At 62.1% G+C, this 21,162-nt stretch carries 20 protein-coding genes and 1 other RNA gene; 10 read left to right on the top strand and 11 right to left on the bottom strand.

Annotated elements, in window-relative coordinates; genetic code table 11:
- Positions 1-34 precede the first annotated feature (34 nt).
- The 5 genes from carA to grpE all read right to left on the bottom strand — a co-directional run bounded on the left by carA (position 35) and on the right by grpE (position 6,222).
- On the bottom strand, positions 35-1,171 hold the full coding sequence (gene carA, locus BUQ73_RS02010; RefSeq protein ID WP_003249935.1) for a glutamine-hydrolyzing carbamoyl-phosphate synthase small subunit: 1,137 nt from the start codon (positions 1,169-1,171) through the stop codon (positions 35-37).
- A gap of 329 nt (positions 1,172-1,500) precedes the next feature.
- The gene (gene dapB / locus BUQ73_RS02005) at positions 1,501-2,304 is read right to left on the bottom strand and encodes a 4-hydroxy-tetrahydrodipicolinate reductase (RefSeq protein ID WP_079226469.1); all 804 of its coding nucleotides are present in this window, start codon (positions 2,302-2,304) and stop codon (positions 1,501-1,503) included.
- A gap of 13 nt (positions 2,305-2,317) precedes the next feature.
- Positions 2,318-3,442: a molecular chaperone DnaJ gene (dnaJ, locus tag BUQ73_RS02000; RefSeq protein WP_027917696.1), complete on the bottom strand. Its 1,125-nt coding sequence runs from the start codon at positions 3,440-3,442 to the stop codon at positions 2,318-2,320.
- A 197-nt stretch (positions 3,443-3,639) separates the two neighbouring features.
- Positions 3,640-5,565 carry a molecular chaperone DnaK gene (dnaK, locus tag BUQ73_RS01995; RefSeq protein ID WP_079226468.1) on the bottom strand — a complete coding sequence of 642 codons (1,926 nt, stop codon included), beginning with the start codon at positions 5,563-5,565 and terminating at the stop codon, positions 3,640-3,642.
- Between the two features lie 102 nt (positions 5,566-5,667).
- On the bottom strand, positions 5,668-6,222 hold the full coding sequence (grpE, locus tag BUQ73_RS01990; RefSeq protein WP_079226467.1) for a nucleotide exchange factor GrpE: 555 nt from the start codon (positions 6,220-6,222) through the stop codon (positions 5,668-5,670).
- A 191-nt stretch (positions 6,223-6,413) separates the two neighbouring features.
- On the opposite strand from grpE, the gene recN reads away from it, so the two are divergent.
- Positions 6,414-8,087 carry a DNA repair protein RecN gene (recN, locus tag BUQ73_RS01985; protein ID WP_079226466.1) on the top strand — a complete coding sequence of 558 codons (1,674 nt, stop codon included), beginning with the start codon at positions 6,414-6,416 and terminating at the stop codon, positions 8,085-8,087.
- 245 nt (positions 8,088-8,332) lie between these two features.
- Here the strand turns inward: recN and fur are convergent, their stop codons facing one another.
- Positions 8,333-8,737 carry a ferric iron uptake transcriptional regulator gene (gene fur, locus BUQ73_RS01980; protein ID WP_008096237.1) on the bottom strand — a complete coding sequence of 135 codons (405 nt, stop codon included), beginning with the start codon at positions 8,735-8,737 and terminating at the stop codon, positions 8,333-8,335.
- Between the two features lie 97 nt (positions 8,738-8,834).
- Between fur and BUQ73_RS01975 the strand changes: the two genes are divergently transcribed.
- Positions 8,835-9,368 carry an outer membrane protein assembly factor BamE gene (locus BUQ73_RS01975; RefSeq protein WP_079226465.1) on the top strand — a complete coding sequence of 178 codons (534 nt, stop codon included), beginning with the start codon at positions 8,835-8,837 and terminating at the stop codon, positions 9,366-9,368.
- 61 nt (positions 9,369-9,429) lie between these two features.
- Here the strand turns inward: BUQ73_RS01975 and BUQ73_RS01970 are convergent, their stop codons facing one another.
- Positions 9,430-9,720 (bottom strand): RnfH family protein, encoded by a 291-nt coding sequence (locus tag BUQ73_RS01970; protein WP_079226464.1) that lies wholly within the window; start codon positions 9,718-9,720, stop codon positions 9,430-9,432.
- Positions 9,713-10,147: a type II toxin-antitoxin system RatA family toxin gene (locus BUQ73_RS01965; protein ID WP_027917702.1), complete on the bottom strand. Its 435-nt coding sequence runs from the start codon at positions 10,145-10,147 to the stop codon at positions 9,713-9,715. Before BUQ73_RS01965 ends, BUQ73_RS01970 begins: the two co-directional genes overlap by 8 nt.
- Before the next feature lie 163 nt (positions 10,148-10,310).
- Between BUQ73_RS01965 and smpB the strand changes: the two genes are divergently transcribed.
- Positions 10,311-10,793 (top strand): SsrA-binding protein SmpB, encoded by a 483-nt coding sequence (gene smpB, locus BUQ73_RS01960; RefSeq protein ID WP_027917703.1) that lies wholly within the window; start codon positions 10,311-10,313, stop codon positions 10,791-10,793.
- 163 nt (positions 10,794-10,956) lie between these two features.
- On the opposite strand, the gene BUQ73_RS01955 is transcribed toward smpB, so the two are convergent.
- Positions 10,957-11,724, bottom strand: coding sequence for an FCD domain-containing protein (locus BUQ73_RS01955; RefSeq protein ID WP_060484221.1), 768 nt, complete (start codon positions 11,722-11,724; stop codon positions 10,957-10,959).
- 256 nt (positions 11,725-11,980) lie between these two features.
- Here BUQ73_RS01955 and BUQ73_RS01950 point away from each other — a divergent pair, with 256 nt between their 5' ends.
- From BUQ73_RS01950 to BUQ73_RS01920, 7 genes are all read left to right on the top strand, one after another.
- The gene (locus BUQ73_RS01950; protein WP_079226463.1) at positions 11,981-13,651 is read left to right on the top strand and encodes a lactate permease LctP family transporter; all 1,671 of its coding nucleotides are present in this window, start codon (positions 11,981-11,983) and stop codon (positions 13,649-13,651) included.
- Positions 13,652-13,714: 63 nt separating this feature from the next.
- A complete protein-coding gene (gene lldD, locus BUQ73_RS01945) occupies positions 13,715-14,860 on the top strand; it encodes an FMN-dependent L-lactate dehydrogenase LldD (protein ID WP_027917706.1) in 1,146 nt (381 codons plus the stop codon).
- 74 nt (positions 14,861-14,934) lie between these two features.
- A complete protein-coding gene (locus BUQ73_RS01940; RefSeq protein WP_079226462.1) occupies positions 14,935-17,745 on the top strand; it encodes an FAD-binding and (Fe-S)-binding domain-containing protein in 2,811 nt (936 codons plus the stop codon).
- A gap of 258 nt (positions 17,746-18,003) precedes the next feature.
- The gene (locus BUQ73_RS01935; protein ID WP_079226461.1) at positions 18,004-18,297 is read left to right on the top strand and encodes a hypothetical protein; all 294 of its coding nucleotides are present in this window, start codon (positions 18,004-18,006) and stop codon (positions 18,295-18,297) included.
- A gap of 102 nt (positions 18,298-18,399) precedes the next feature.
- Positions 18,400-18,791, top strand: a transfer-messenger RNA (tmRNA) gene (gene ssrA / locus BUQ73_RS01930).
- A 394-nt stretch (positions 18,792-19,185) separates the two neighbouring features.
- Entirely contained in the window at positions 19,186-19,428 is a 243-nt protein-coding gene (locus tag BUQ73_RS01925) for a hypothetical protein (protein ID WP_079226460.1), read from the top strand.
- Positions 19,429-19,490: 62 nt separating this feature from the next.
- A complete protein-coding gene (locus tag BUQ73_RS01920) occupies positions 19,491-19,760 on the top strand; it encodes a DUF3077 domain-containing protein (RefSeq protein ID WP_079226459.1) in 270 nt (89 codons plus the stop codon).
- Between the two features lie 88 nt (positions 19,761-19,848).
- Here BUQ73_RS01920 and BUQ73_RS01915 read toward each other — a convergent pair whose 3' ends face one another.
- Together BUQ73_RS01915 and BUQ73_RS01910 are read right to left on the bottom strand one after the other, a co-directional pair.
- Positions 19,849-20,190 (bottom strand): hypothetical protein, encoded by a 342-nt coding sequence (locus BUQ73_RS01915; RefSeq protein ID WP_079226458.1) that lies wholly within the window; start codon positions 20,188-20,190, stop codon positions 19,849-19,851.
- A gap of 15 nt (positions 20,191-20,205) precedes the next feature.
- Positions 20,206-21,081: a hypothetical protein gene (locus BUQ73_RS01910; protein ID WP_079226457.1), complete on the bottom strand. Its 876-nt coding sequence runs from the start codon at positions 21,079-21,081 to the stop codon at positions 20,206-20,208.
- Positions 21,082-21,162: the final 81 nt, after the last annotated feature.

Genomic DNA, 21,162 nt, shown 5'->3' with positions numbered 1-21,162 from the left:
GCGCGAGCCGGCCCGGGGCCTTGATGCAGGATGCTCAGCGGCGCTTGGCCATGGCATCGGTGAAACGATCGAACAGTGGCGCGACGTCGGTCGGGCCTGGGCTCGCCTCAGGGTGACCCTGGAAGCTGAACGCGCTCTTGTCGGTGCGCTCGATACCCTGCAGGGTGCCGTCGAACAGCGACTTATGGATGGCGCGGACGTTGCCCGGCAGGGTGGCTTCGTCAACGGCGAAACCGTGGTTCTGGCTGGTGATCATGACCACGCCGGTATCCAGGTCCTGGACCGGGTGGTTGGCACCGTGGTGCCCGTGGCCCATCTTCACGGTCTTGGCGCCGGAGGCCAGGGCCAGCAGCTGGTGGCCGAGGCAGATGCCGAACACCGGGATCTCGGTCTCGAGGATTTCCTTGATCGCCTGGATCGCGTAGTCGCATGGCTCCGGATCACCAGGGCCGTTGGACAGGAACACGCCATCCGGATTCAGCGCCAGCACTTCGCTGGCCGGTGTCTGGGCAGGCACCACGGTCACGCGGCAGCCGCGAGCGACCAGCATGCGCAGGATGTTCAGCTTGACGCCATAGTCGAAGGCAACCACGTGGTACGGCAGGTCGGCAGCGTCGATGGTCGGGTGGCTGTCGGTTTTCAGTTCCCACACGCTGGAGCGCCACTCGTAGCGTTCCTTGGTGGAGACGACCTTGGCCAGGTCCATGCCCTTCAGGCCTGGGAAGCCGCGAGCAGCAGCGATGGCGGCTTCTTCGCTGATGTTGTCACCAGCCAGGATGCAGCCGTTCTGAGCGCCTTTTTCGCGCAGGATACGGGTCAGGCGGCGGGTGTCGATGCCGGCGATGGCGACGACGTTGTTGGCCTTGAGGTACTCAGGCAGCGACTGGGTGTTACGCCAGTTGCTGGCCAGCAGCGGCAGGTCACGAATGACCAGGCCAGCGGACCAGACACGGTTCGACTCGGCGTCTTCCGGTGTAGTACCGGTGTTGCCGATGTGCGGGTAGGTCAGGGTAACGATCTGCTGCGCGTAGGAAGGGTCTGTAAGGATTTCCTGGTAGCCGGTCATAGCGGTGTTGAATACCACCTCACCAACGGTCTGACCGTCGGCACCGATGGCTTCACCGCGGAAAATACTGCCGTCGGCAAGGGCGAGTATGGCTGGCTTTGTCAAGAAGACCTCCCGTAAATCAAGCATGAAAGGGCGATCGCAGGTTGCAAAAAAGCGGAGTGACGTATGGACACGTCACCCCGCTTTTATGTGCTGAATTCAATTCGCTGCGCGCTTTTAGTGGACACACTAAAGCTGTAGCTTACAGAAAAGTGCGTTTTCGGTCTACCGCATATGTGCCTCTAAAACACATGATTGCGACAGAGCGTCATTCTTGTGCCGCCCTCTTCGCGGGCCAGCCCACTCCCACAGGGGCCGCACAGCACTTAAGCCATGCATGAATGCTGTGGGAGCGGGCTTGCCCGCGAAGAAGCCAACACCGCTCGAGCTGATCAGCGCAGCTCGAGCACGTCCTGCATGTCGTACAGGCCCGGCTCGCGCCCATCCAGCCACAGCGCTGCACGCACCGCACCCTTGGCGAAGGTCATGCGGCTGGAGGCTTTGTGGGTGATTTCAAGGCGCTCGCCTTCGGCTGCAAACAGTACGGTGTGATCACCCACCACATCGCCGGCACGCACAGTGGCGAAACCGATGGTCTTGCGATCACGCGCACCGGTCTGGCCTTCACGACCATACACAGCCACTTCCTGCAGATTACGCCCCAGCGCATTGGCAACCACTTCACCCATGCGCAGCGCGGTACCAGAGGGGGCATCGACCTTGTGCCGGTGATGCGCTTCGATAATCTCGATGTCGACATCATCGCCCAGCACCCGCGCCGCCATATCGAGCAGCTTGAGGCTAAGGTTGACACCCACGCTGAAGTTGGCCGCGAACACGATCGGGATATCTTTGCCCGCCTCGGCCAGCAGCTGCTTTTCCTCAACGGTAAAACCGGTGGTGCCGATGATCATGGCCTTGCCGTGCTTACGGCAGAAGGCCAGGTTCTTCAGGGTCACCGACGGATGAGTAAAATCGATCAGCACGTCGAATTCGTCGGCGACCTTGGCCAGGTCATCGGACAGCAAAACGCCAATCCGACCAAGGGCCGCCAGCTCACCGGCATCAGCGCCGACGAGCGAACTATCTGGGCGGTCGATTGCCGCCGTCAGCCCTGCACCCGGGGTTTGCTGCACGGCTTCGATAAGGGTCTTGCCCATCCGCCCTGCCGCGCCCATCACTGCAATACGTCGCATAGCCATATCCTTGTCAGAGATCGCCGAAGAAGCGCTTCACGCCATCGAACCAGCCACTGGCCTTGGGCGAATGGGAGCTGTCGCCTTCCAGCGAACTGCGCAGCTCTTCGAGCAGCTCACGCTGGCGGCGGCTGAGGTTGACCGGGGTTTCCACCGCCACGCGGCACAGCAGGTCACCTGCACCACCGCCACGCACCGGCGCCACACCCTTGCCACGCAAGCGGAACTGCTTGCCGGTCTGGGTGCCTTCGGGAATCTTCAGCTTCACGCGACCATCGAGGGTCGGCACTTCCAGCTCGCCACCTAGGGCAGCATCGGTGTAGCTGATCGGCACTTCGCAATACAGGTGCTTGCCGTCGCGCTGGAAGATCTCGTGCTCGCGCACGCTGATCACAACGTACAGGTCGCCGGTCGGACCACCATGGGTACCCGCTTCACCCTCGCCAGACAGGCGGATGCGGTCGCCGGTATCGACACCAGCTGGCACCTTGACCGACAGGGTCTTGTATTCCTCGACACGGCCTTCGCCATGGCACGAAGTGCACGGGTCGGTGATGATCTTGCCCTGGCCGTGGCAGCGTGGGCAGGTCTGCTGCACCGAGAAGAAGCCTTGCTGCATGCGCACCTGGCCAATACCGCCACAGGTCGGGCAGGTCGACGGGGTCGAGCCCTTCTTGGCACCGGAGCCATCGCACGGCTTGCAGTTGACCAACGTCGGCACGCGGATGCTGACCGTGGTGCCACGCACCGCTTCTTCCAGGTTCAGCTCCAGGGTGTAGCGCAGGTCGCTGCCACGCTGGGCACCGCCACGACCACCGCCGCGACCGCCACCGAAGAAGTCGCTGAACACGTCACCGAAGATGTCGGAGAAGTTGGCGCCACCGAAGCCAGCACCACCGCCACCCATGCTCGGGTCGACGCCGGCATGGCCGTACTGGTCGAACGCCGCACGCTTGCTCGCATCGGACAGCACTTCGTAGGCCTCGTTGGCCTCTTTGAACTTGTCTTCCGACTCTTTGTCGCCCGGGTTGCGGTCCGGGTGGTATTTCATCGCCAGGCGGCGGTAGGCCTTCTTGAGGTCAGCTTCGCTGGCGCCGCGCTCGACACCCAGGACCTCATAATAATCACGCTTGGACATAGGTCATTTGCACCTTGTGGGGCGTCCGGCATCTGCGCCGCGCCGTCAGCACCTGCCTGCAAACCACGAATGGCGCGGACAAATGCTGTAAAAAATCTCGAATTCCAGATACGCCAACGCGGGAGCAAGCCCCCGCGCGGCGACATCCTACCAGTTCACCGGCACAAGCCGGTGAACGGGTCGACAGCATGCAACGATTACTTCTTGTCGTCGCCTTTCACTTCTTCGAACTCGGCGTCAACCACGTCATCGTGCTTGGCTTCCGGCTCGGCTTGCTGCGCGCCGCCCTGAGGCTGTTCAGCCTGCTGCTCGGCGTACATCTTCTGAGCAACTGGTGCCGAGACCTTGGACAGCTCTTCGACCTTGGCGTCGATGGCAGCCTTGTCGTCGCCTTTGACAGCGGCTTCCAGGGCAACCACGGCAGCTTCGATCGCGGTTTTCTCTTCAGCAGTAACCTTGTCACCAGCGTCAGCAACCATTTTGCGAGTCGAGTGCACCAGCGCGTCACCCTGGTTGCGGGCAGCGGCCAGCTCTTCGAACTTGCGGTCTTCCTCGGCGTTCGCCTCGGCGTCACGCACCATACGCTCGATTTCTTCGTCGGACAGGCCGGAGTTGGCCTTGATCACGATCGACTGAGCCTTGCCGGTGGCCTTGTCTTTGGCGCCGACGTGCAGGATGCCGTTGGCGTCGATGTCGAAGGTCACTTCGATCTGCGGTACGCCACGTGGCGCTGGCGGAATGTCAGCCAGGTCGAACTTGCCCAGCGACTTGTTCTGCGCAGCCTGCTTACGCTCACCCTGCAGCACGTGGATGGTCACGGCGCCCTGGTTGTCATCGGCAGTCGAGAACACCTGCGACTTCTTGGTCGGGATGGTGGTGTTCTTCTCGATCAGCGCGGTCATCACGCCGCCCATGGTTTCGATACCCAGGGTCAGCGGGCTGACGTCCAGCAGCAGTACGTCTTTGACGTCACCGGCCAGCACGGCGCCCTGGATGGCAGCACCCATGGCCACGGCTTCGTCCGGGTTGACGTCCTTGCGCGCTTCTTTGCCGAAGAAGTCGGCAACAGCCTTCTGCACCATCGGCATACGGGTCTGGCCACCGACCAGGATCACGTCGTCGATCTTGCTGGCGTCGATGCCGGCGTCTTTCAGAGCGATGCGGCAAGGCTCGATGGTACGGTTGACCAGGTCTTCGACCAGCGACTCCAGCTTGGCGCGGGAGATCTTCACGTTCAGGTGCTTAGGACCGGTCGCGTCTGCAGTGATGTACGGCAGGTTGACGTCGGTCGACTGAGCGGAGGACAGCTCGATCTTGGCTTTTTCAGCAGCTTCTTTCAGACGCTGCAGCGCCAGTGGGTCGTTCTTCAGGTCCATGCCGGACTCTTTCTTGAACTCGTCCACGAGGTAGTCGATCAGGCGCATGTCGAAGTCTTCGCCACCCAGGAAGGTGTCGCCGTTGGTGGCCAGTACTTCGAACTGGTGCTCACCGTCGACTTCGGCGATTTCGATGACCGAAACGTCGAAGGTACCACCACCCAGGTCATAAACGATGACGGTGTGGTCGCCCTTGGCCTTGTCCATGCCGTAAGCCAGTGCAGCGGCAGTCGGCTCGTTGATGATGCGCTTGACGTCCAGACCGGCGATGCGGCCGGCATCTTTGGTGGCCTGGCGCTGGCTGTCGTTGAAGTAGGCCGGAACAGTAATGACCGCTTCGGTGACAGGCTCGCCGAGGTAGTCTTCGGCGGTCTTCTTCATTTTCTTCAGTACTTCGGCGCTGATCTGTGGTGGCGCCATGTCTTTGCCGCTGGCCTGTACCCAAGCGTCGCCGTTACCGCCTTTGACGATCTTGTATGGCACCAGCTTGATGTCTTTCTGCACGACGTCTTCTTCGAAGCGGCGGCCAATCAGGCGCTTCACTGCGAACAGGGTGTTGTGCGGGTTGGTGACAGCCTGGCGCTTGGCCGACTGACCAACCAGGATTTCGCCGTCGTTGGCGTAGGCCACGATCGAAGGGGTAGTACGCGCGCCTTCGGCGTTTTCGATGACCTTGACGTTACCGTTTTCCAGAATGGAGACGCACGAGTTGGTGGTCCCCAGGTCGATACCGATGATTTTGCCCATGTTAGCTCTCCCGAAACTTGAATTTGGTGGCAGCGGCTACTTCTGGCCAACTGCGGTAATACTTGAACGCTTGACACCTAGATGGGGATGCCCCGACAGATTTCAAGCCTTCTCATCGATAGAAGGTTGCGGGGCAGCCGGTGCCTTGCTCACCACCACCATGGCGGGGCGCAGCAGGCGACCGTTGAGCAGGTAACCCTTCTGGAACACGTTGAGCACGCTGTTCGGCTCTACGTCGGCGCTTTCCTGCATAGCCATCGCCTGGTGGTGCTCGGCGTTGAATGGCTGGCCGTGCGGGTCGATGGCTTCGAGGTTGTAGCGCTTGAGGGTGTCCTGGAACATTTTCAGGGTCAGCTCGACACCATCGCGAATGGTCTTGACCTGTTCGTCGTCGGCACTGGAGTGCGCCAGGGCCAGCTCCAGGCTGTCGATCACCGGCAGCAGGTCGCCAGCGAACTTCTCGAGGGCGAACTTGCGGGCCTTGTCGACCTCCTGCTCAGCGCGACGAATGCTGTTCTGCGCTTCTGCTGCGACACGCAGGGATTGATCCTTGGCGGCGGCCAGCTGCTCCTCGAGCTCCTGAACGCGGGCGCCGTTATCCACTGCAGCGGCCTCTTCGGCATTAAGGTCTTTCTCGTTCAGCTGTTCGTCAGCCATGGGTTCTCTCCTCCGCAATTTCTGTTGTACGAGCAAAGCTCGCCGTGTCTGCCGGCTATATGGGGCCGGAAAAAACAGGTTCAAGGGGCAAGTGGGTTTTCCGGGCCACAACAGAATCCGCCAGAGGGCATTGGCAGGCTCGAAAAAAGTACTGTATAAATAACCAGACCTGAACTTCGGGAGCCGCCCCCATGCTGGTGCACCTGTCCATTCACAACTACGCCATCGTCGAGCACCTCGACCTCGAAATCGCCCGCGGCATGTCGGTCATCACCGGCGAGACCGGTGCGGGCAAGTCGATCATGCTCGACGCCCTCGGCCTGGCCCTGGGCGACCGTGCCGACAGCGGCGTGGTGCGCCCCGGCACCGACAAGGCAGACATCCTTGCCACGTTCGACCTGGTGGACATCCCCGAAGCCCATGCCTGGCTCGCCGAGCGCGACCTGGACAACGACGGGTTGTGCATCCTGCGCCGGGTCATCACTGCCGAAGGCCGCAGCCGCGGCTACATCAACGGCACCCCTTGCCCGCTTGGCGACCTCAAGGCACTTGGCGAGCTGCTGATCGACATCCACAGCCAGCATGAGCACCAGTCGCTGCTGAAAACCGACACCCACCGCCGCCTGGTGGACGAATACGCCGGCGCCATTGACCTGGCCCGCCAGGTGCAGCTTGCCGCCAAGCGCTGGAACCAGACCCGCCTGGAGCTCGAGCGGCTGAGCAATTCCGGCGACGAGCAACGCGCCCGCCATCAGCTGCTCAGCTATCAGCTTGAAGAACTCGACAACCTCGGCCTGGGCGAAAACGAACTGGAGCACCTGGAGCAGGAGCACAAGAACCTGACCAACGCCGAAGCCCTGTTTGGCATTTGCCGTCAGGTCATCGACCAGTGCAGCGAAAGCGATTCAGGCAACGTGCTCAGCGCCCTCACCTCCAGCCTCAACCGCCTCGGCGCCGCAGCGAACGCCCCGCGCGCGCTGGGCGAGGCCGCGAACATGATCGCCAGCGCACAAATTCAGGTAGAAGAGGCGATGGGCGAACTCAACCGCTTCCTCGACAACTTCGATGCCGACCCCATGCGCCTGCAAGCCCTGGAAGAGCGCCTCGACACCATCTATACGCTGGCGCGCAAACACCGCGTGCACCCCACCGAGCTGCCGCACCTGCAGCAACAGCTAATGGACGAACTGGAAGGCCTGAATGCCAGCGACGAGTCGATCGAGCGCCTGGGCGAGGAGCTCGGCGCCTTCGCCCAGCACTATAAAGAGAAGGCACTGGAGCTGAGCGCCCTGCGCCAGCAGGCAGCCAAGCAACTGGCCGTCGCGGTTGAACAGGAAATCCAGCGTCTGGGCATGCCAGGTGGCCGATTCTGCATCGAACTCACGCCCAACGAAGGCAACGACCTGTCACCGCACGGCCTGGAGCAGATCGAACTGCTGGTCAGCGCCAACCCCGGCCAGCCGCTCAAGGGCCTGGCCAAGGTGGCGTCCGGCGGTGAGCTGTCGCGTATCAGCCTGGCAATTCAGGTGATCACGGCGCAAACCTCGCGCATTCCGACCCTGGTATTCGACGAAGTCGACGTCGGCATCGGCGGCCCGACAGCCGAAATCGTCGGCCAACTGCTACGCCGCCTGGGCGAGCGCGGCCAGGTACTGACCGTGACGCACCTTCCGCAGGTGGCTGCGCAAGGGCACCATCACCTGTTCGTGCACAAGGTACGCAACAGCGACACCACCCATACCGCAGTGGCCAGCCTGGGTAAGCGCGAGCGAGTCGAGGAAGTGGCGCGGATGCTTGGCGGCATCGACCTGACCAAGGAATCCCTGGCGCATGCGCGCAAGATGGTCGTCTCTGGCAAGATCTGAAGCTGACGCGACCTTTGTAGGAGCGGCCTTTGTGGGAGCGGCCTTGCGTCGCGAAAGGGCTGCAAGGCAGCCCCAGCAATTTATGCATTCTCGCTGAAATCCTGAGGCCGCTTCGCAGCCCTTTCCGACCGGTCCGGCGCCCCGGCAAGGCCGCTCCTACAGGGGTCACTTCCCTGATAACTTCGATCCAGAAAGCACAAAGGCGACCCGAAGGTCGCCTTTGTCATTCGTAACGCGCTAAATCGTTACTTTTTCTTACGCACATAAAGGACCAGGTTATGGTCCACGAGCTCGTAGCCATGCTCGGCCACGATCTCTTTCTGGCGACGCTCGATTTCAGCGTCCATGAACTCGATCACTTCACTGGTCTCCACGTTGACCATATGGTCGTGGTGACCGCCGTCAGCCAGCTCGAACACCGCGTGGCCACCGTCGAAGTTGTGGCGTACCACCAGACCAGCTGCTTCGAACTGGGTCAGTACGCGATAGACGGTTGCCAGACCGACGTCCTCGCCAGCCTCCATCAGCGCCTTGTAGACATCCTCAGCACTCATGTGACGTTGCTCGGTGGAGTCGAGCATTTGAAGGATCTTGACTCGAGGCAGGGTCACCTTGAGGCCGGCTTTGCGCAATTCGCTATTTTCAACCATGGTCAGCTTTCTCGCCGATGCTGCTTCGCAGCTTCTACTAATACGGGTATGATCGGGGTTTACGTTGTCCAGCCAAGATAGTGGAAGTCGCCCACCGATGCAAAACACCAAGCTCTTGCTAAACAGCCTCGCCCTCGCGGGACTGCTCGCACTCGCCGGTTGCTCGTTTCCCGGGGTTTACAAAATCGACATCCAGCAGGGCAATGTCGTCACGCAAGACATGATAGACCAATTACGCCCCGGAATGACCCGTCGGCAAGTAAGGTTTATCATGGGCAACCCGCTGCTGCAGGATACGTTCAACACCAACCGTTGGGATTACCTGTACAGCCTGCAACCGGGTGGCGGCAAACGCCAGCAGGAACGCATGAGCATCTTCTTCAACGACAGCGACCAACTGGTCAGCCTGTCGGGTGACTTCATGCCAGGCGTGAGCCGCGACCAGGAAATCCTCGGTGGCAGCAACACCACCACGGTCAGCCCGGAAGCCCAGCCAGAGCAGGCCAAGCCGCAGCCGGTTGAAAAACCAGCCAAACCAGGCTCGACGGAAGAGTCCATCCAGCGCGAGATCGATACCATCGAGACCACCCCGGTCCCGACGCCAGCGCCACTGGAAACCTCGCCGCAGTAATTGCCGGCCAGATGAAAAAGCCCGGACCATGGTCCGGGCTTTTTATTGCCAGCCAGATCAGCTAGCGCTTGGCCTTGGCCTGTGCCGCCCGCTGCCTGCGCGCCTCGACCGGGTCGAGCAGCAGAGGCCGGTAGATTTCCAGGCGGTCCCCTTCCTCGACCAGGCGCTCGTGCGCATCCGCAATCACTTTGCCGAAAATGCCTACAGGGCATTGCTCGATATCCAGCCCGCCGACTTGCCCGGCAATCCCGGACAGGCGCAGCGCTTCGCGCACGCTAACCCCATCCGGCACTTCACAGGCCAACAGCCACTGGCGCTCCGCCGTGGCGTAGGCCACCTCGACGTTAACCATTGAGCTGCTTGGCACGCTGGCAGAAGGCATCCACCAGGGTATTGGCCGCCTGGTTGAACAGCGGCCCCAGCGTGGCGCGCACCAGCGCACCGGCATAGTCGAAAGTCAGGTCGAGGCTGATCTTGCAGGCTTTTTCACCGAGCGGCTTGAACACCCACAGGCCATGCAGCTGGGTAAACGGCCCCTCTTCCAGGTTCATCTCGATGGACTGCCCCGGCACCAGCACATTGCTTGTGACGAACTGCTGGCTCATGCCGCCCTTGGCCACTTCCAGCTTCGCACGCATGTGCGTGTCACTGGCCTCGATCACCGTCGACGCCGAGCACCAAGGCAGGAATTCAGGGTAGCTGGCCACGTCGTTGACCAGATCGTAGAGTGCCTGGGCAGGGTACGGCAGCAGGGCGGAGCGTTGAATATGGGTAGTCATCCAGGCATCACTTCCAAGGCTGGGTGGCGGCGCTTCGCAGCGTGCCGAAAACAGGTTCTGTGCATAGAACAGGCCTTGTATTGTCCGGTATTCATTGCAGTGGCTCAAGCACACCGAAATCCCATAGCCGACCGCGCGATGACTTGCCTATAATGCCGCCCCTATGGCTAAACAAAAGAAACATCCGACCGGGACCATCGCGCAGAACAAGAAAGCGCGACACGATTACTTCATCGAACACAAGTTCGAGGCCGGGCTGGTCCTGTCCGGTTGGGAAGTAAAGAGCCTGCGGGCCGGCAAAGCGCACCTGACCGACAGCTACGTGCTGCTCAAGGATGGCGAAGCCTGGCTGTTCGGCAGCCACATCACCCCGCTGAACACCGCCAGCACCCACGTCATTGCCGACCCCATGCGCACCCGCAAGCTGCTGCTGAACAAGCGCGAGCTCGAGCGCGTGGAAGCTGCCGTGGCGCAAAAGGGCTACACCTGCGTGGCCCTGGCGCTGTACTGGAGCAAGCACCTGATCAAGTGCGAGATCGCGCTTGGCAAGGGCAAGAAGGAGTTCGACAAGCGCGACACCATGCGCGAACGCGACTCCAACCGCGAGCTGCAGCGTGCGGTGCGGAACAAGGGCAAGGAAGAGTAATCCTGGCCCCGGCCGCTGTAGGAGCGGCCTTGTGTCGCGAAAGGGCCGCAGAGCGGCCCCGGGTAATTCAGCTGCGAAGCTGAAATCCTGGGGCCGCTTCGCAGCCCATTCGCGACACAAGGCCGCTCCTACAAAAGCTGCGCTCAGCCTGAAGCACGTGCGCTCAACGCCCGCTGCGCCGCTCCGCCCGCGCCACCCGTTGCGCCTCGTCCTGCGCCTCTTCCAGCACCTCCTGCACATACAGAATGTGCCGGCTGGACACCTCCCGCGCCTCCTCCGCCCTGCCCTCGACAATCGCCTGGTACAACTCGCGGTGCTGACTGATCAGCATGTCGCGTGTTTCCGTACGCTGCTGATACATGCCACCAATGTTGGTCACCACGTTGCGCTTGAGCAGGTCGAACAAGCCACGAATCGTATGCAGCAACACCGCGTTATGGCTGGCCTCGGCAATCGCCAGGTGGAAACGCGCATCGGCCGCGCCCTCCTCTGCCCGCGTCACCTCGTCAGCGCGCGCATAGCAGTCCTGCAAGGTATCGAACGCTGCCTTCAGCCGCGCACGATCCGGTTCGGTAGCACGCTGGGCCGCGTAGTAGGCGCATGACGCCTCCAGGGTATGGCGGAACTCCAGCAGGTCGCGCTGCGCTTCTGCACTGTGCTCAAGCAACTGCAGCAACGGGTCGCTGAAGGTCGAGCCGAGCGATTCGGCCACATAATTGCCGCCGCCCTGGCGGCTTACCAGCAGCCCCTTGGCCACCAGCTTCTGGATCGCCTCACGCAGTGACGGGCGCGACACACCGAACTGTTCGGCCAGGACGCGCTCGGCCGGCAGCCGCTGCCCGGAGGTCAGCGTGCCTTCCAGAATCATCCCTTCCAACCGATCGACGATGTCGTCGGACAGGCGCCGTTGGCGGACCTGATCAAAAACCATCACATGCTCTCCACAAACCCCCAGCCAATTTCAGGGGGCGTCTATTCTCGCCGATCCGCGCCGCGCCAGCACGCATCAGCCGACGGTTTTCGCAAGCAAGCAGCTGCCCGTTCATCGACCCACGACCAAAGTTTTGCACGGGACAAATTGACACACCCACGACAGCGCTTTTAACCTAGCGACCAGCCATTGTAAATTGGTCTTACCAATTATCCAATGCCAGTGCCTGACCAACAACAATTAGGGGCCACCCCATATGCAAACCTGGCAACAACTCTATACCCCGCTTGGTAGTCTCGGCCTGTCCGCACTGGCGGCGGTCATCCCTATCGTGTTCTTCTTCCTGGCCCTGGCCGTGTTCCGCCTCAAAGGCCACGTGGCTGGCAGCATCACCCTTGCCCTGTCGATCCTGGTAGCGATCTTCGCCTTCCAGATGCCTGTCGACATGGCCCTGGCTGCCGCAGGTTATGGCTTCCTTTACGGCCTCTGGCCGATTGCCTGGATCATCGTTGCCGCGGTGTTCCTCTACAAACTCACGGTCAAGAGCGGCCAGTTCGAAGTCATCCGCAGCTCGGTGCTGTCGATCACCGACGACCAGCGCCTGCAGGTGCTGCTGATCGGCTTCTGCTTCGGTGCCTTCCTCGAAGGCGCGGCCGGCTTCGGCGCCCCGGTGGCCATCACTGCCGCACTGCTGGTGGGCCTGGGCTTCAACCCGCTGTACGCCGCCGGCCTGTGCCTGATCGCCAACACCGCACCGGTGGCCTTCGGCGCCCTGGGCATCCCGATCATCGTGGCCGGCCAGGTCACCGGCATCGACGCCTTCCACATCGGCGCCATGACCGGCCGCCAGCTGCCGCTGCTGTCGCTGTTCGTACCGTTCTGGCTGGTGTTCATGATGGACGGCCTGCGCGGTGTGAAAGAAACCTGGCCCGCAGCCCTGGTCGCCGGCTTGAGCTTCGCCGTGACCCAGTACTTCACCTCGAACTTCATCGGCCCAGAACTGCCCGACATCACCTCGGCCCTGGCCAGCCTGATCTGCCTGACCCTGTTCCTCAAAGTCTGGCAGCCCAAGCGCTCGTTCAGCGAAGCCAAAGGCAGCGTCGGCGCCGCCGTGGTGCAGCCGAGCGGCAGCCAGCCAACCCCATACAGCTTCGGCGAGATCTTCAAGGCCTGGTCGCCGTTCCTGATCCTCACCGTACTGGTCACCATCTGGACCCTGAAACCGTTCAAGGCGGCCTTCGCCCCGGGCGGCGCGATGTACAACTTCGTGTTCAACTTCGCCATCCCGCACCTCGACCAGCTGGTGATCAAGACCGCGCCGATCGTCACCGCGCCAACCGCCATGCCTGCGGTGTTCAAGCTTGACCCGATCTCCGCCACCGGTACCGCGATCTTCCTTTCGGCGCTGATTTCCATGGCCGTACTGAAGATCAATTTCAAAACTGGTCTGACCACTTTCAAAGAGACCTTCTGGGAACTGCGCTGGCCAATCCTGTCGATCGGCATGGTGCTGGCCTTCGCCTTCGTCACCAACTACTCGGGCATGTCTTCGACCATGGCTCTGGTCCTGGCCGGCACTGGCGCCGCATTCCCGTTCTTCTCGCCGTTCCTCGGCTGGCTGGGCGTGTTCCTGACCGGTTCCGACACCTCGTCCAACGCCCTGTTCAGCTCGCTGCAGGCCACCACCGCGCACCAGATCGGGGTCAACGACACCTTGCTGGTCGCGGCCAACACCAGCGGCGGCGTGACTGGCAAGATGATCTCGCCACAGTCGATCGCCGTGGCCTGCGCCGCCACCGGCCTGGTCGGCAAGGAATCCGACCTGTTCCGCTTCACCGTCAAGCACAGCCTGTTCTTCGCCACCATCGTCGGCCTGATCACCTTGATCCAGGCCTATTGGCTGACCGGCATGCTGGTTCATCACTAAAGTGAAAGGGGCCGGGCGCCGTGACGCGCCCGGCATCTCCTTCAACCCACGCTGCGAGAATCCATGATCATTTCCGCCTCCACCGACTATCGCGCCGCGGCCCAACGCAAGCTGCCCCCGTTCCTCTTCCACTACGCCGACGGCGGCGCCTACGCCGAGCACACCCTGCGCCACAACGTCTCGGACCTGGCCAGCATCGCCCTGCGCCAGCGCGTGCTGAAGAACATGTCCGCGCTCAGCCTCGAAACCAAGCTCTTCGACGAAACCCTGAGCATGCCCGTGGCCCTGGCCCCGGTCGGCCTCACCGGCATGTACGCCCGCCGTGGCGAAGTGCAGGCGGCGCGCGCGGCAGCGGCCCACGGCATTCCGTTCACCATGTCGACGGTGTCGGTGTGCCCGATCGAAGAAGTGGCCCCAGCCATCGACCGGCCGATGTGGTTCCAGCTGTACGTGCTCAAGGACCGCGGCTTCATGCGCAACGCCCTGGAGCGGGCCAAGGCCGCCGGCGTGAAGACCCTGGTATTCACCGTCGACATGCCGGTACCCGGTGCCCGCTACCGCGATGCCCACTCCGGCATGAGCGGTGCGAACGGCCCGATGCGCCGCGTGCTGCAGGCCATGACTCACCCCGAGTGGGCGTGGGACGTTGGCGTGATGGGCCGCCCGCATGATCTGGGCAACATCTCCAAATACCGTGGCAACCCAACGGGCCTGGCCGACTACATCGGCTGGCTGGGCAACAACTTCGACCCGTCGATCTCGTGGAAGGACCTGGAGTGGATCCGCGAATTCTGGGACGGCCCGATGATCATCAAGGGCATCCTCGACGCCGATGACGCCCGTGATGCGGTCAAGTTCGGCGCCGACGGCATCGTCGTGTCCAACCACGGCGGCCGCCAGCTCGACGGCGTGTTGTCCAGCGCCCGCGCCCTGCCGGCGATTGCCGATGCCGTCAAAGGTGACCTGAAGATCCTCGCCGACTCCGGCATCCGCAGCGGCCTCGACGTGGTGCGCATGATCGCCCTCGGCGCCGACACCGTGCTGATCGGCCGCGCCTTCCTGTGGGCCCTGGCCGTGCATGGCCAGGCCGGAGTGAAAAACCTGCTCGAACTGTTCGAGAAGGAAATGCGCGTGGCCATGGTGCTGACCGGCGCCAAGTCGATCAGCGAGATCACCCGCGATTCGCTGGTCCGCGAACTGGGCGCCTGAGCGCCCTCTACAGTACCGCCTGAATGACCGGGGCACGCCGCGCGCCAGACGCCGCGGCCCCGCGAGGAGATTGCATGAGCCTGCCCGCTGCGTTCCTGCGTGATGTCGAACGCCTGATCCCCGCCGAACGCCGTTTCGACGACCCGACCTCCACCCTGGCCTTCGGCACCGACGCCAGCTTCTACCGGTTGATCCCCAAGCTGGTGGTGCGCGTCGAGTCCGAGGACGAAGTGGTCGGGCTGATTCAACTGGCCCAGCGCGAACGCGTGCCGGTAACCTTCCGCGCCGCGGGCACCAGCCTGTCCGGCCAAGCCATCAGCGACTCGGTGCTGATCGTGCTCGGCGATAACTGGAACGGCCGTGAAATCCGCGGCCAGGGTGAACAGATCCGCCTGCAACCCGGCGTCATCGGCGCCCAGGCCAATGCCTGGCTGGCACCTTACGGGCGCAAGATCGGCCCCGACCCGGCCTCGATCAACGCCTGCAAGATCGGCGGCATCGTCGCCAACAACGCCAGTGGCATGTGCTGCGGTACCGCGCAGAACACCTACCACACCCTCGCCGGCCTGCGCCTGGTGCTGGCCGACGGCACCCGCCTGGACAGCGAAGACCCAACCAGTGTTGCGGCCTTTGCCAACAGCCACGCCGAACTGCTCGACTCGCTGGCCCGCCTCGGCCGCGAAACCCGCGCCAACACCGAGCTGGCCGACCGTATCCGGCACAAATACCGGCTGAAGAACACCACCGGCCTGTCACTCAATGCACTGGTGGACTACGACCAGCCGCTGGATATCCTGCAGCACCTGCTGGTCGGTTCTGAAGGCACCTTGGGCTTCATCAGCGCCGTCACCTACAACACCGTGCCAGACCACCCACACAAGGCCAGCGCCCTGCTGGTGTTCCCCAGCGTGGAAAGCTGCTGCCGCGCCGTTACCGTGCTCAAGCGCCAGCCGGTGTCTGCCGTTGAACTGCTCGACCGCCGCAGCCTGCGCTCGGTGCAGAACATGCCGGGCATGCCGCTGTGGGTAAAAGGCCTGTCGGACAACGCCTGCGCGCTGCTGATCGAGTCCCGCGCCGCCAGCCAGAGCCTGCTGCACGAACAACTGCAGCTGGTGATGGCCTCGATCGCCGACTACCCGCTGGAGCAGAAGGTCGAGTTCAGCGAGGACCCGGCCGTGTACAACCAGCTGTGGAAGATCCGCAAGGACACCTTCCCCGCCGTCGGCGCCGTGCGCCAGACCGGCACCACGGTGATCATCGAAGACGTCACCTTCCCCGTCGAGCAACTGGCAGAGGGCGTCAACCGCCTGATCCAGCTGTTCGACAAGCACCATTACGACGAGGCGATCATCTTCGGCCACGCGCTGGAAGGTAACCTGCACTTCGTGTTCACCCAGGGCTTCAACAGCGCCGAGGAAGTCGCGCGCTACCAGGCCTTCATGGACGACGTGGCCCAACTGGTGGCCGTCGAGTTCGGCGGTTCGCTCAAGGCCGAGCACGGTACTGGCCGCAACATGGCGCCATTCGTGGAGCTGGAATGGGGCCACGACGCCTACCAGCTGATGTGGAAGCTCAAGCGCCTGCTCGACCCCAACGGCATTCTCAACCCCGGCGTGGTGCTGAGCGAAGATCCGGACATCCACCTGAAAAACCTCAAGCCGCTGCCCGCTGCCGACGAGATCGTCGACAAGTGCATCGAGTGCGGTTTCTGCGAACCGGTGTGCCCTTCCAAAGGCCTGACCCTCAGCCCACGCCAGCGCATCGTCATGTGGCGCGACATCCAGGCGAAAAAACGCGCCGGCGTCGACACCCGCGAGCTGCTGCAAACCTACCAGTACCAAGGCATCGACACCTGCGCCGCCACCGGCCTGTGTGCCCAGCGCTGCCCGGTCGGCATCAACACCGGCGAGCTGGTGAAGAAACTGCGCAGCCAGGCCGCCGACCACGCCAGGACCGCCGACTGGCTGGCCGAGCATTTCCACACCGCCCTTGGCGGCGCCCGCTTCACCCTGACAGCCGCCAACACCGCCCGCAAACTGCTCGGCGCCCCCCGCCTCGGGCGCCTCAGCGCATCACTGAGCAAGGCCAGCAAAGGCCGCCTGCCGCAGTGGACCCCGGCCATGCCACAACCATTACGCACCATGGACTTCGGCCCGGCGAGCAACGATGCCCGCCCCCGCGTGGTCTACCTCGCCGCATGTGTGTCACGCGTAATGGGCCCCGCCTACGCCGACCGCGAGCAAAGCTCGCTGCTCGACAAGACTCGCGCCCTGCTGGAAAAGGCCGGCTACCAGGTGGTGTTCCCGGACAACGCCGACAGCCTCTGCTGCGGCCAGCCGTTCGCCTCCAAAGGCTACCCCGAGCAGGCCGAACACAAGCGCCAGGAGCTGATCAACGCCCTGCTCCACGCCAGCCGCGGCGGCCTCGACCCGATCTACTGCGACACCAGCCCCTGCACCTTGCGCCTGGTCCAGGACCTTGGCGAAACCCGGCTGGACCTCTACGACCCAGTGCGTTTCATCCGTACCCACCTGGTCGACAAACTGGAATTCACCCCCCAGGAAGAGCCGGTAGCCGTGCACGTGACCTGCAGCACCCAGCACCTGGGCGAAAGCCAGGCGCTGATCGACCTGGCACGCCGCTGCAGCAAGCAGGTGGTGATTCCGGAAGGCATTCACTGCTGCGGCTTTGCCGGCGACAAGGGCTTCACCACGCCGGAGCTCAACGCCCACTCGCTGCGCAGCCTGAAGGATGCGGTGCAGTATTGCAGCGAAGGCATCTCCACCAGCCGCACCTGCGAGATCGGCCTGTCCAGCCATAGCGGTATCGACTACCACGGCCTGGTCTACCTCGTAGACCGCGTCACCCGCCCACGCGCAATTTGAGGTTATCCCTGTGGGAGCGGCCTTGTGTCGCGAAAGGGCCGCAAAGCGGCCCCAGCAGTGCAAGCTGCGAAGCTGAAATCCTGGGGCCGCTTCGCAGCCCTTTCGCGACACAAGGCCGCTCCCACAATTGCCCATCGTTGGCAACATCCCGCCACACACCACCCTGTCGACGAGCCATCACCCCGATTGAACCCTCGCCAAAACCCGGCAGTCCACCTTTATAGGCCCACCTCCCAGCGGCCATGAAAGGAGACACCCATGAAAGGTACCGCGCTTTCGGCCCTCTTCGCGGCCGCTACCCTCCTCGCTTCGCCGGCATTCGCCGCCGATGACCTGTGCACCACCAACCTGCAGAAGATCGACGACAGCATGGCCACCGCCGGCGCCACCTCCGAAGGCCTGGACAAAGCCCTCACCGAGCAAGTCGACAAGGCCAAGTCCGCCCAGGCCGCAGGCAACACCAAGGACTGCATCGCCATCACCAGCAAGGTGCTGGAGCGCCTGGAAAAGACCGAGAAAGGCGGCGGTGCAGCCGGCGGCAGCGGTGCTTGAGCCCTCGCAGCGCGGGCGACAGGACCGGTTGTCGACGCCGCCCGCGCAATGGCGTATACTCAGCCTCACGTGCCGTAAGGTGCGTTAGCCAAGAGCTAGTGTGGGGCCGATCAGGATTCGACGCCGGTAGCGAAACTCTAGGTGCATGCCGAGTTGGTAACAGAACTCGTAAATCCACTGTTGCAACTTTCTATAGTTGCCAATGACGAAAACTACGAGGGTTACGCTCTCGCTGCGTAAGCAGCTGAGCCCGCTCTCCTGGTAGCTTCGGCTCCAGCAATCATCAGGGGATGCCTGTAAACCCGAAATGATTGTCATACAGAACAGGATCGTCGTGTAGCACGTTGGGGGCAAAGCGACTAAAACTTACCCAACTCATCCAAAGCACCCTGCCCGTCGGGCGGCTGCGGATTAAATCAGTAGACACGGCTAAGCATGTAGTACCGACAGCGGAGTACTGGCGGACGGGGGTTCAAATCCCCCCGGCTCCACCAAATCCAAAAAAGAAGACGCCTTAGGGCGTCTTTTTTTGTGCCTGGAATAATCAAATCACGACTGCCCTGGCGTTACAGATTGTTTCGAAATGCAGCGAAAAAATCAGATTTAACTCCTTTCTTGTAGTCCGTTTCCCAAAGATACTCTCCGACCCTGTTTTCCGTTGCGGTACGTTTTTCAGGGTCTTAGTCTCGCTGGGTCGTTGCACATCAGCGGCATGACTTTGACAGGTCGCGACGGTAAACAACAAAACGGTTCGTCGTTATGGCGGCTGTACGTGCGGGCACGCTTGCGTGCGCCGGAACTTGTTGTTTCCGCCGGTCTGTCAACCCGCGTACAGCTGCCACCCTCTGTTTGACAGCAGATGGTGACAGCCCTGAAATGGAAGCAATCATGTTGAAGATAGTCCCCGATCCACCCCACCTCCTCCATTCCCTGGAAGACACGCTGATGATGGCCGCTGACTACGCGCTATGCGCCGAGGCCGTCGCCCAGCAGGCAATGCTGATGCAGCCCAAGTCACCTGTGTCGTTGTTGATCATGACGTCAATGCACGAGCTCGACAGCTTGCGCAAATTGCTCGAAACGGCGCTGGCCCAGATCCAGAAGCCCGCCGATCCGCAGACGCTGCACTGATCTGCATCTTGATCTGCCTGGCCGGCCAAGCCAGGCATCTACGACTTCAGGGAGATCAAAAAATGGCCACCGAAGAAACCCGGTTCACCGTAGGCAAAACCACCTTCTTCCAAGGTGAAAACCAGACCCACCCGCTATTTCGCATCGAAGCCGGCATCCCTTGCCAGGCCGCCCGCGAACAGGCCTCGGAACTGATGGGCTATGCGCGAGACCTGAGCATCGACGGGCTGATGGAAGACAAACCCCAACTGCTCTGGGCCTCGCACTACCTCTGCGCCTTGGCCAAGGCTCTGCTGGATGACGCTGAGTTAGGCATGACAAAAACGCCTTGAACTGGCCTTGGCAGCCGCTTTTTTGTAGGAGCGGCCTTGTGTCGCGAAAGGGCCGCAAAGCGGCCCCGGCAATCCCAGAGTCAGCCAATCATTTCTTCCGCGCCCGGACAATCATGGCATCCAGCTCAGCCAGTAGCTGATCCACATCCAGCTCAACAAATTCTCCTGGGTTGAGAATCTGCTCCAGCACATCAGGATTGATGTGTTCAAAAAATTCATCCTCGGTTGGCCCCACCGCCCAGAGGTACCCCATCTCACTGTGCAACTGATGCAATGCACCGGAGAACTGAAGCGCCACAAGCGCAGCATCGAGCTCTTGGCGAGACACGTGGGGTGCCTGCCTGGCGACCAATTCTCTCAACATCGAACTGGTAATCCCCGAACCAACCAGATTCAGGATCAGCGCTTCAAGTTCAGGCAGCTTGCTCATAGGCACCCCTTGCGCTCAGCGGCTGCCAAGGTCGTAACCCATCATGAACAGCCCCATTTCGAGTTTCCGAACAGGCTTCCCGGCTCCCTCGTGGAAGCGGCTTCCCTGCGCCAACGGATGAGCCAAAGCCTCACTCAGCACCCAGCTCGCGCGCATGTTCCAGAGCGCGTGGTGATGACCACGTCGCAAGCGGGGAAACTTGAATTCATGCTCGTTACCCGGGTCGCGGTTCTTCGGCGCGGTAGCGTTCTGAGCCTCCTTCGCCGGCGCCCAAGGGAAGCGAAGCCCCTCCGGGAGGGCAGTCAGTTTTCGTTCGCTGCAATATCTCATCACAAGCCAGCCCAAGGCCGCAGCGACGCGGCTGTCATAGATGATGAAGTTTTCGCATATCAGCGAGTAAATCTTGGTCATACCAGCGTTGAAGCGCAGATCACTGAGGAATTTCGGGCTATCGAGATTTCCCTGGCGCAGTACCTGTGCGACCTGTTCAATCATCGCTGCCAGCCCCACACGATTCTCTTCAAGCCATTGGTTGTTTCGAGCAGAAACCCCGCCCCAGGACATCGTCGCCTGAGTGCCACGCAGCATCGTGTCGTCACAGGCTGCGGCGCCAAGGTCTGCAGCCAGCGCTTCGAGGGCTGCAGCATTGCTGTCGGCGCAACTGCCTGCGCTGATGTTCAAATGCGGCACACCCGAGTGATGCCATTCGTATTGCTCATAGGCATCGTGGAGGTTGCAGAACTGCCAGTGCTTGGCCGTCTGCCGGTTGGTGTATCCATGCTTCACGTCCTTGTTCGATCCAAGCAGCTCAGCGAGCCACTCAATAAAAGCATTGACCTCTGCGCGGTCTTTGTAAGCGGGGAAACTACGGTGCGAGACCTTGATCTTCATGCGACGCTCCACTAATTTGAGGGCCTTTCTTGCTGGCAAAGTGATACTGACGGACAATAGGGACACATTTTGTCCGTGAGG

It is taken from the genome of Pseudomonas putida, assembly GCF_002025705.1.
Taxonomy (GTDB): domain Bacteria; phylum Pseudomonadota; class Gammaproteobacteria; order Pseudomonadales; family Pseudomonadaceae; genus Aquipseudomonas; species Aquipseudomonas putida_J.
This window is presented reverse-complemented; position numbering and strand designations above follow the sequence as displayed.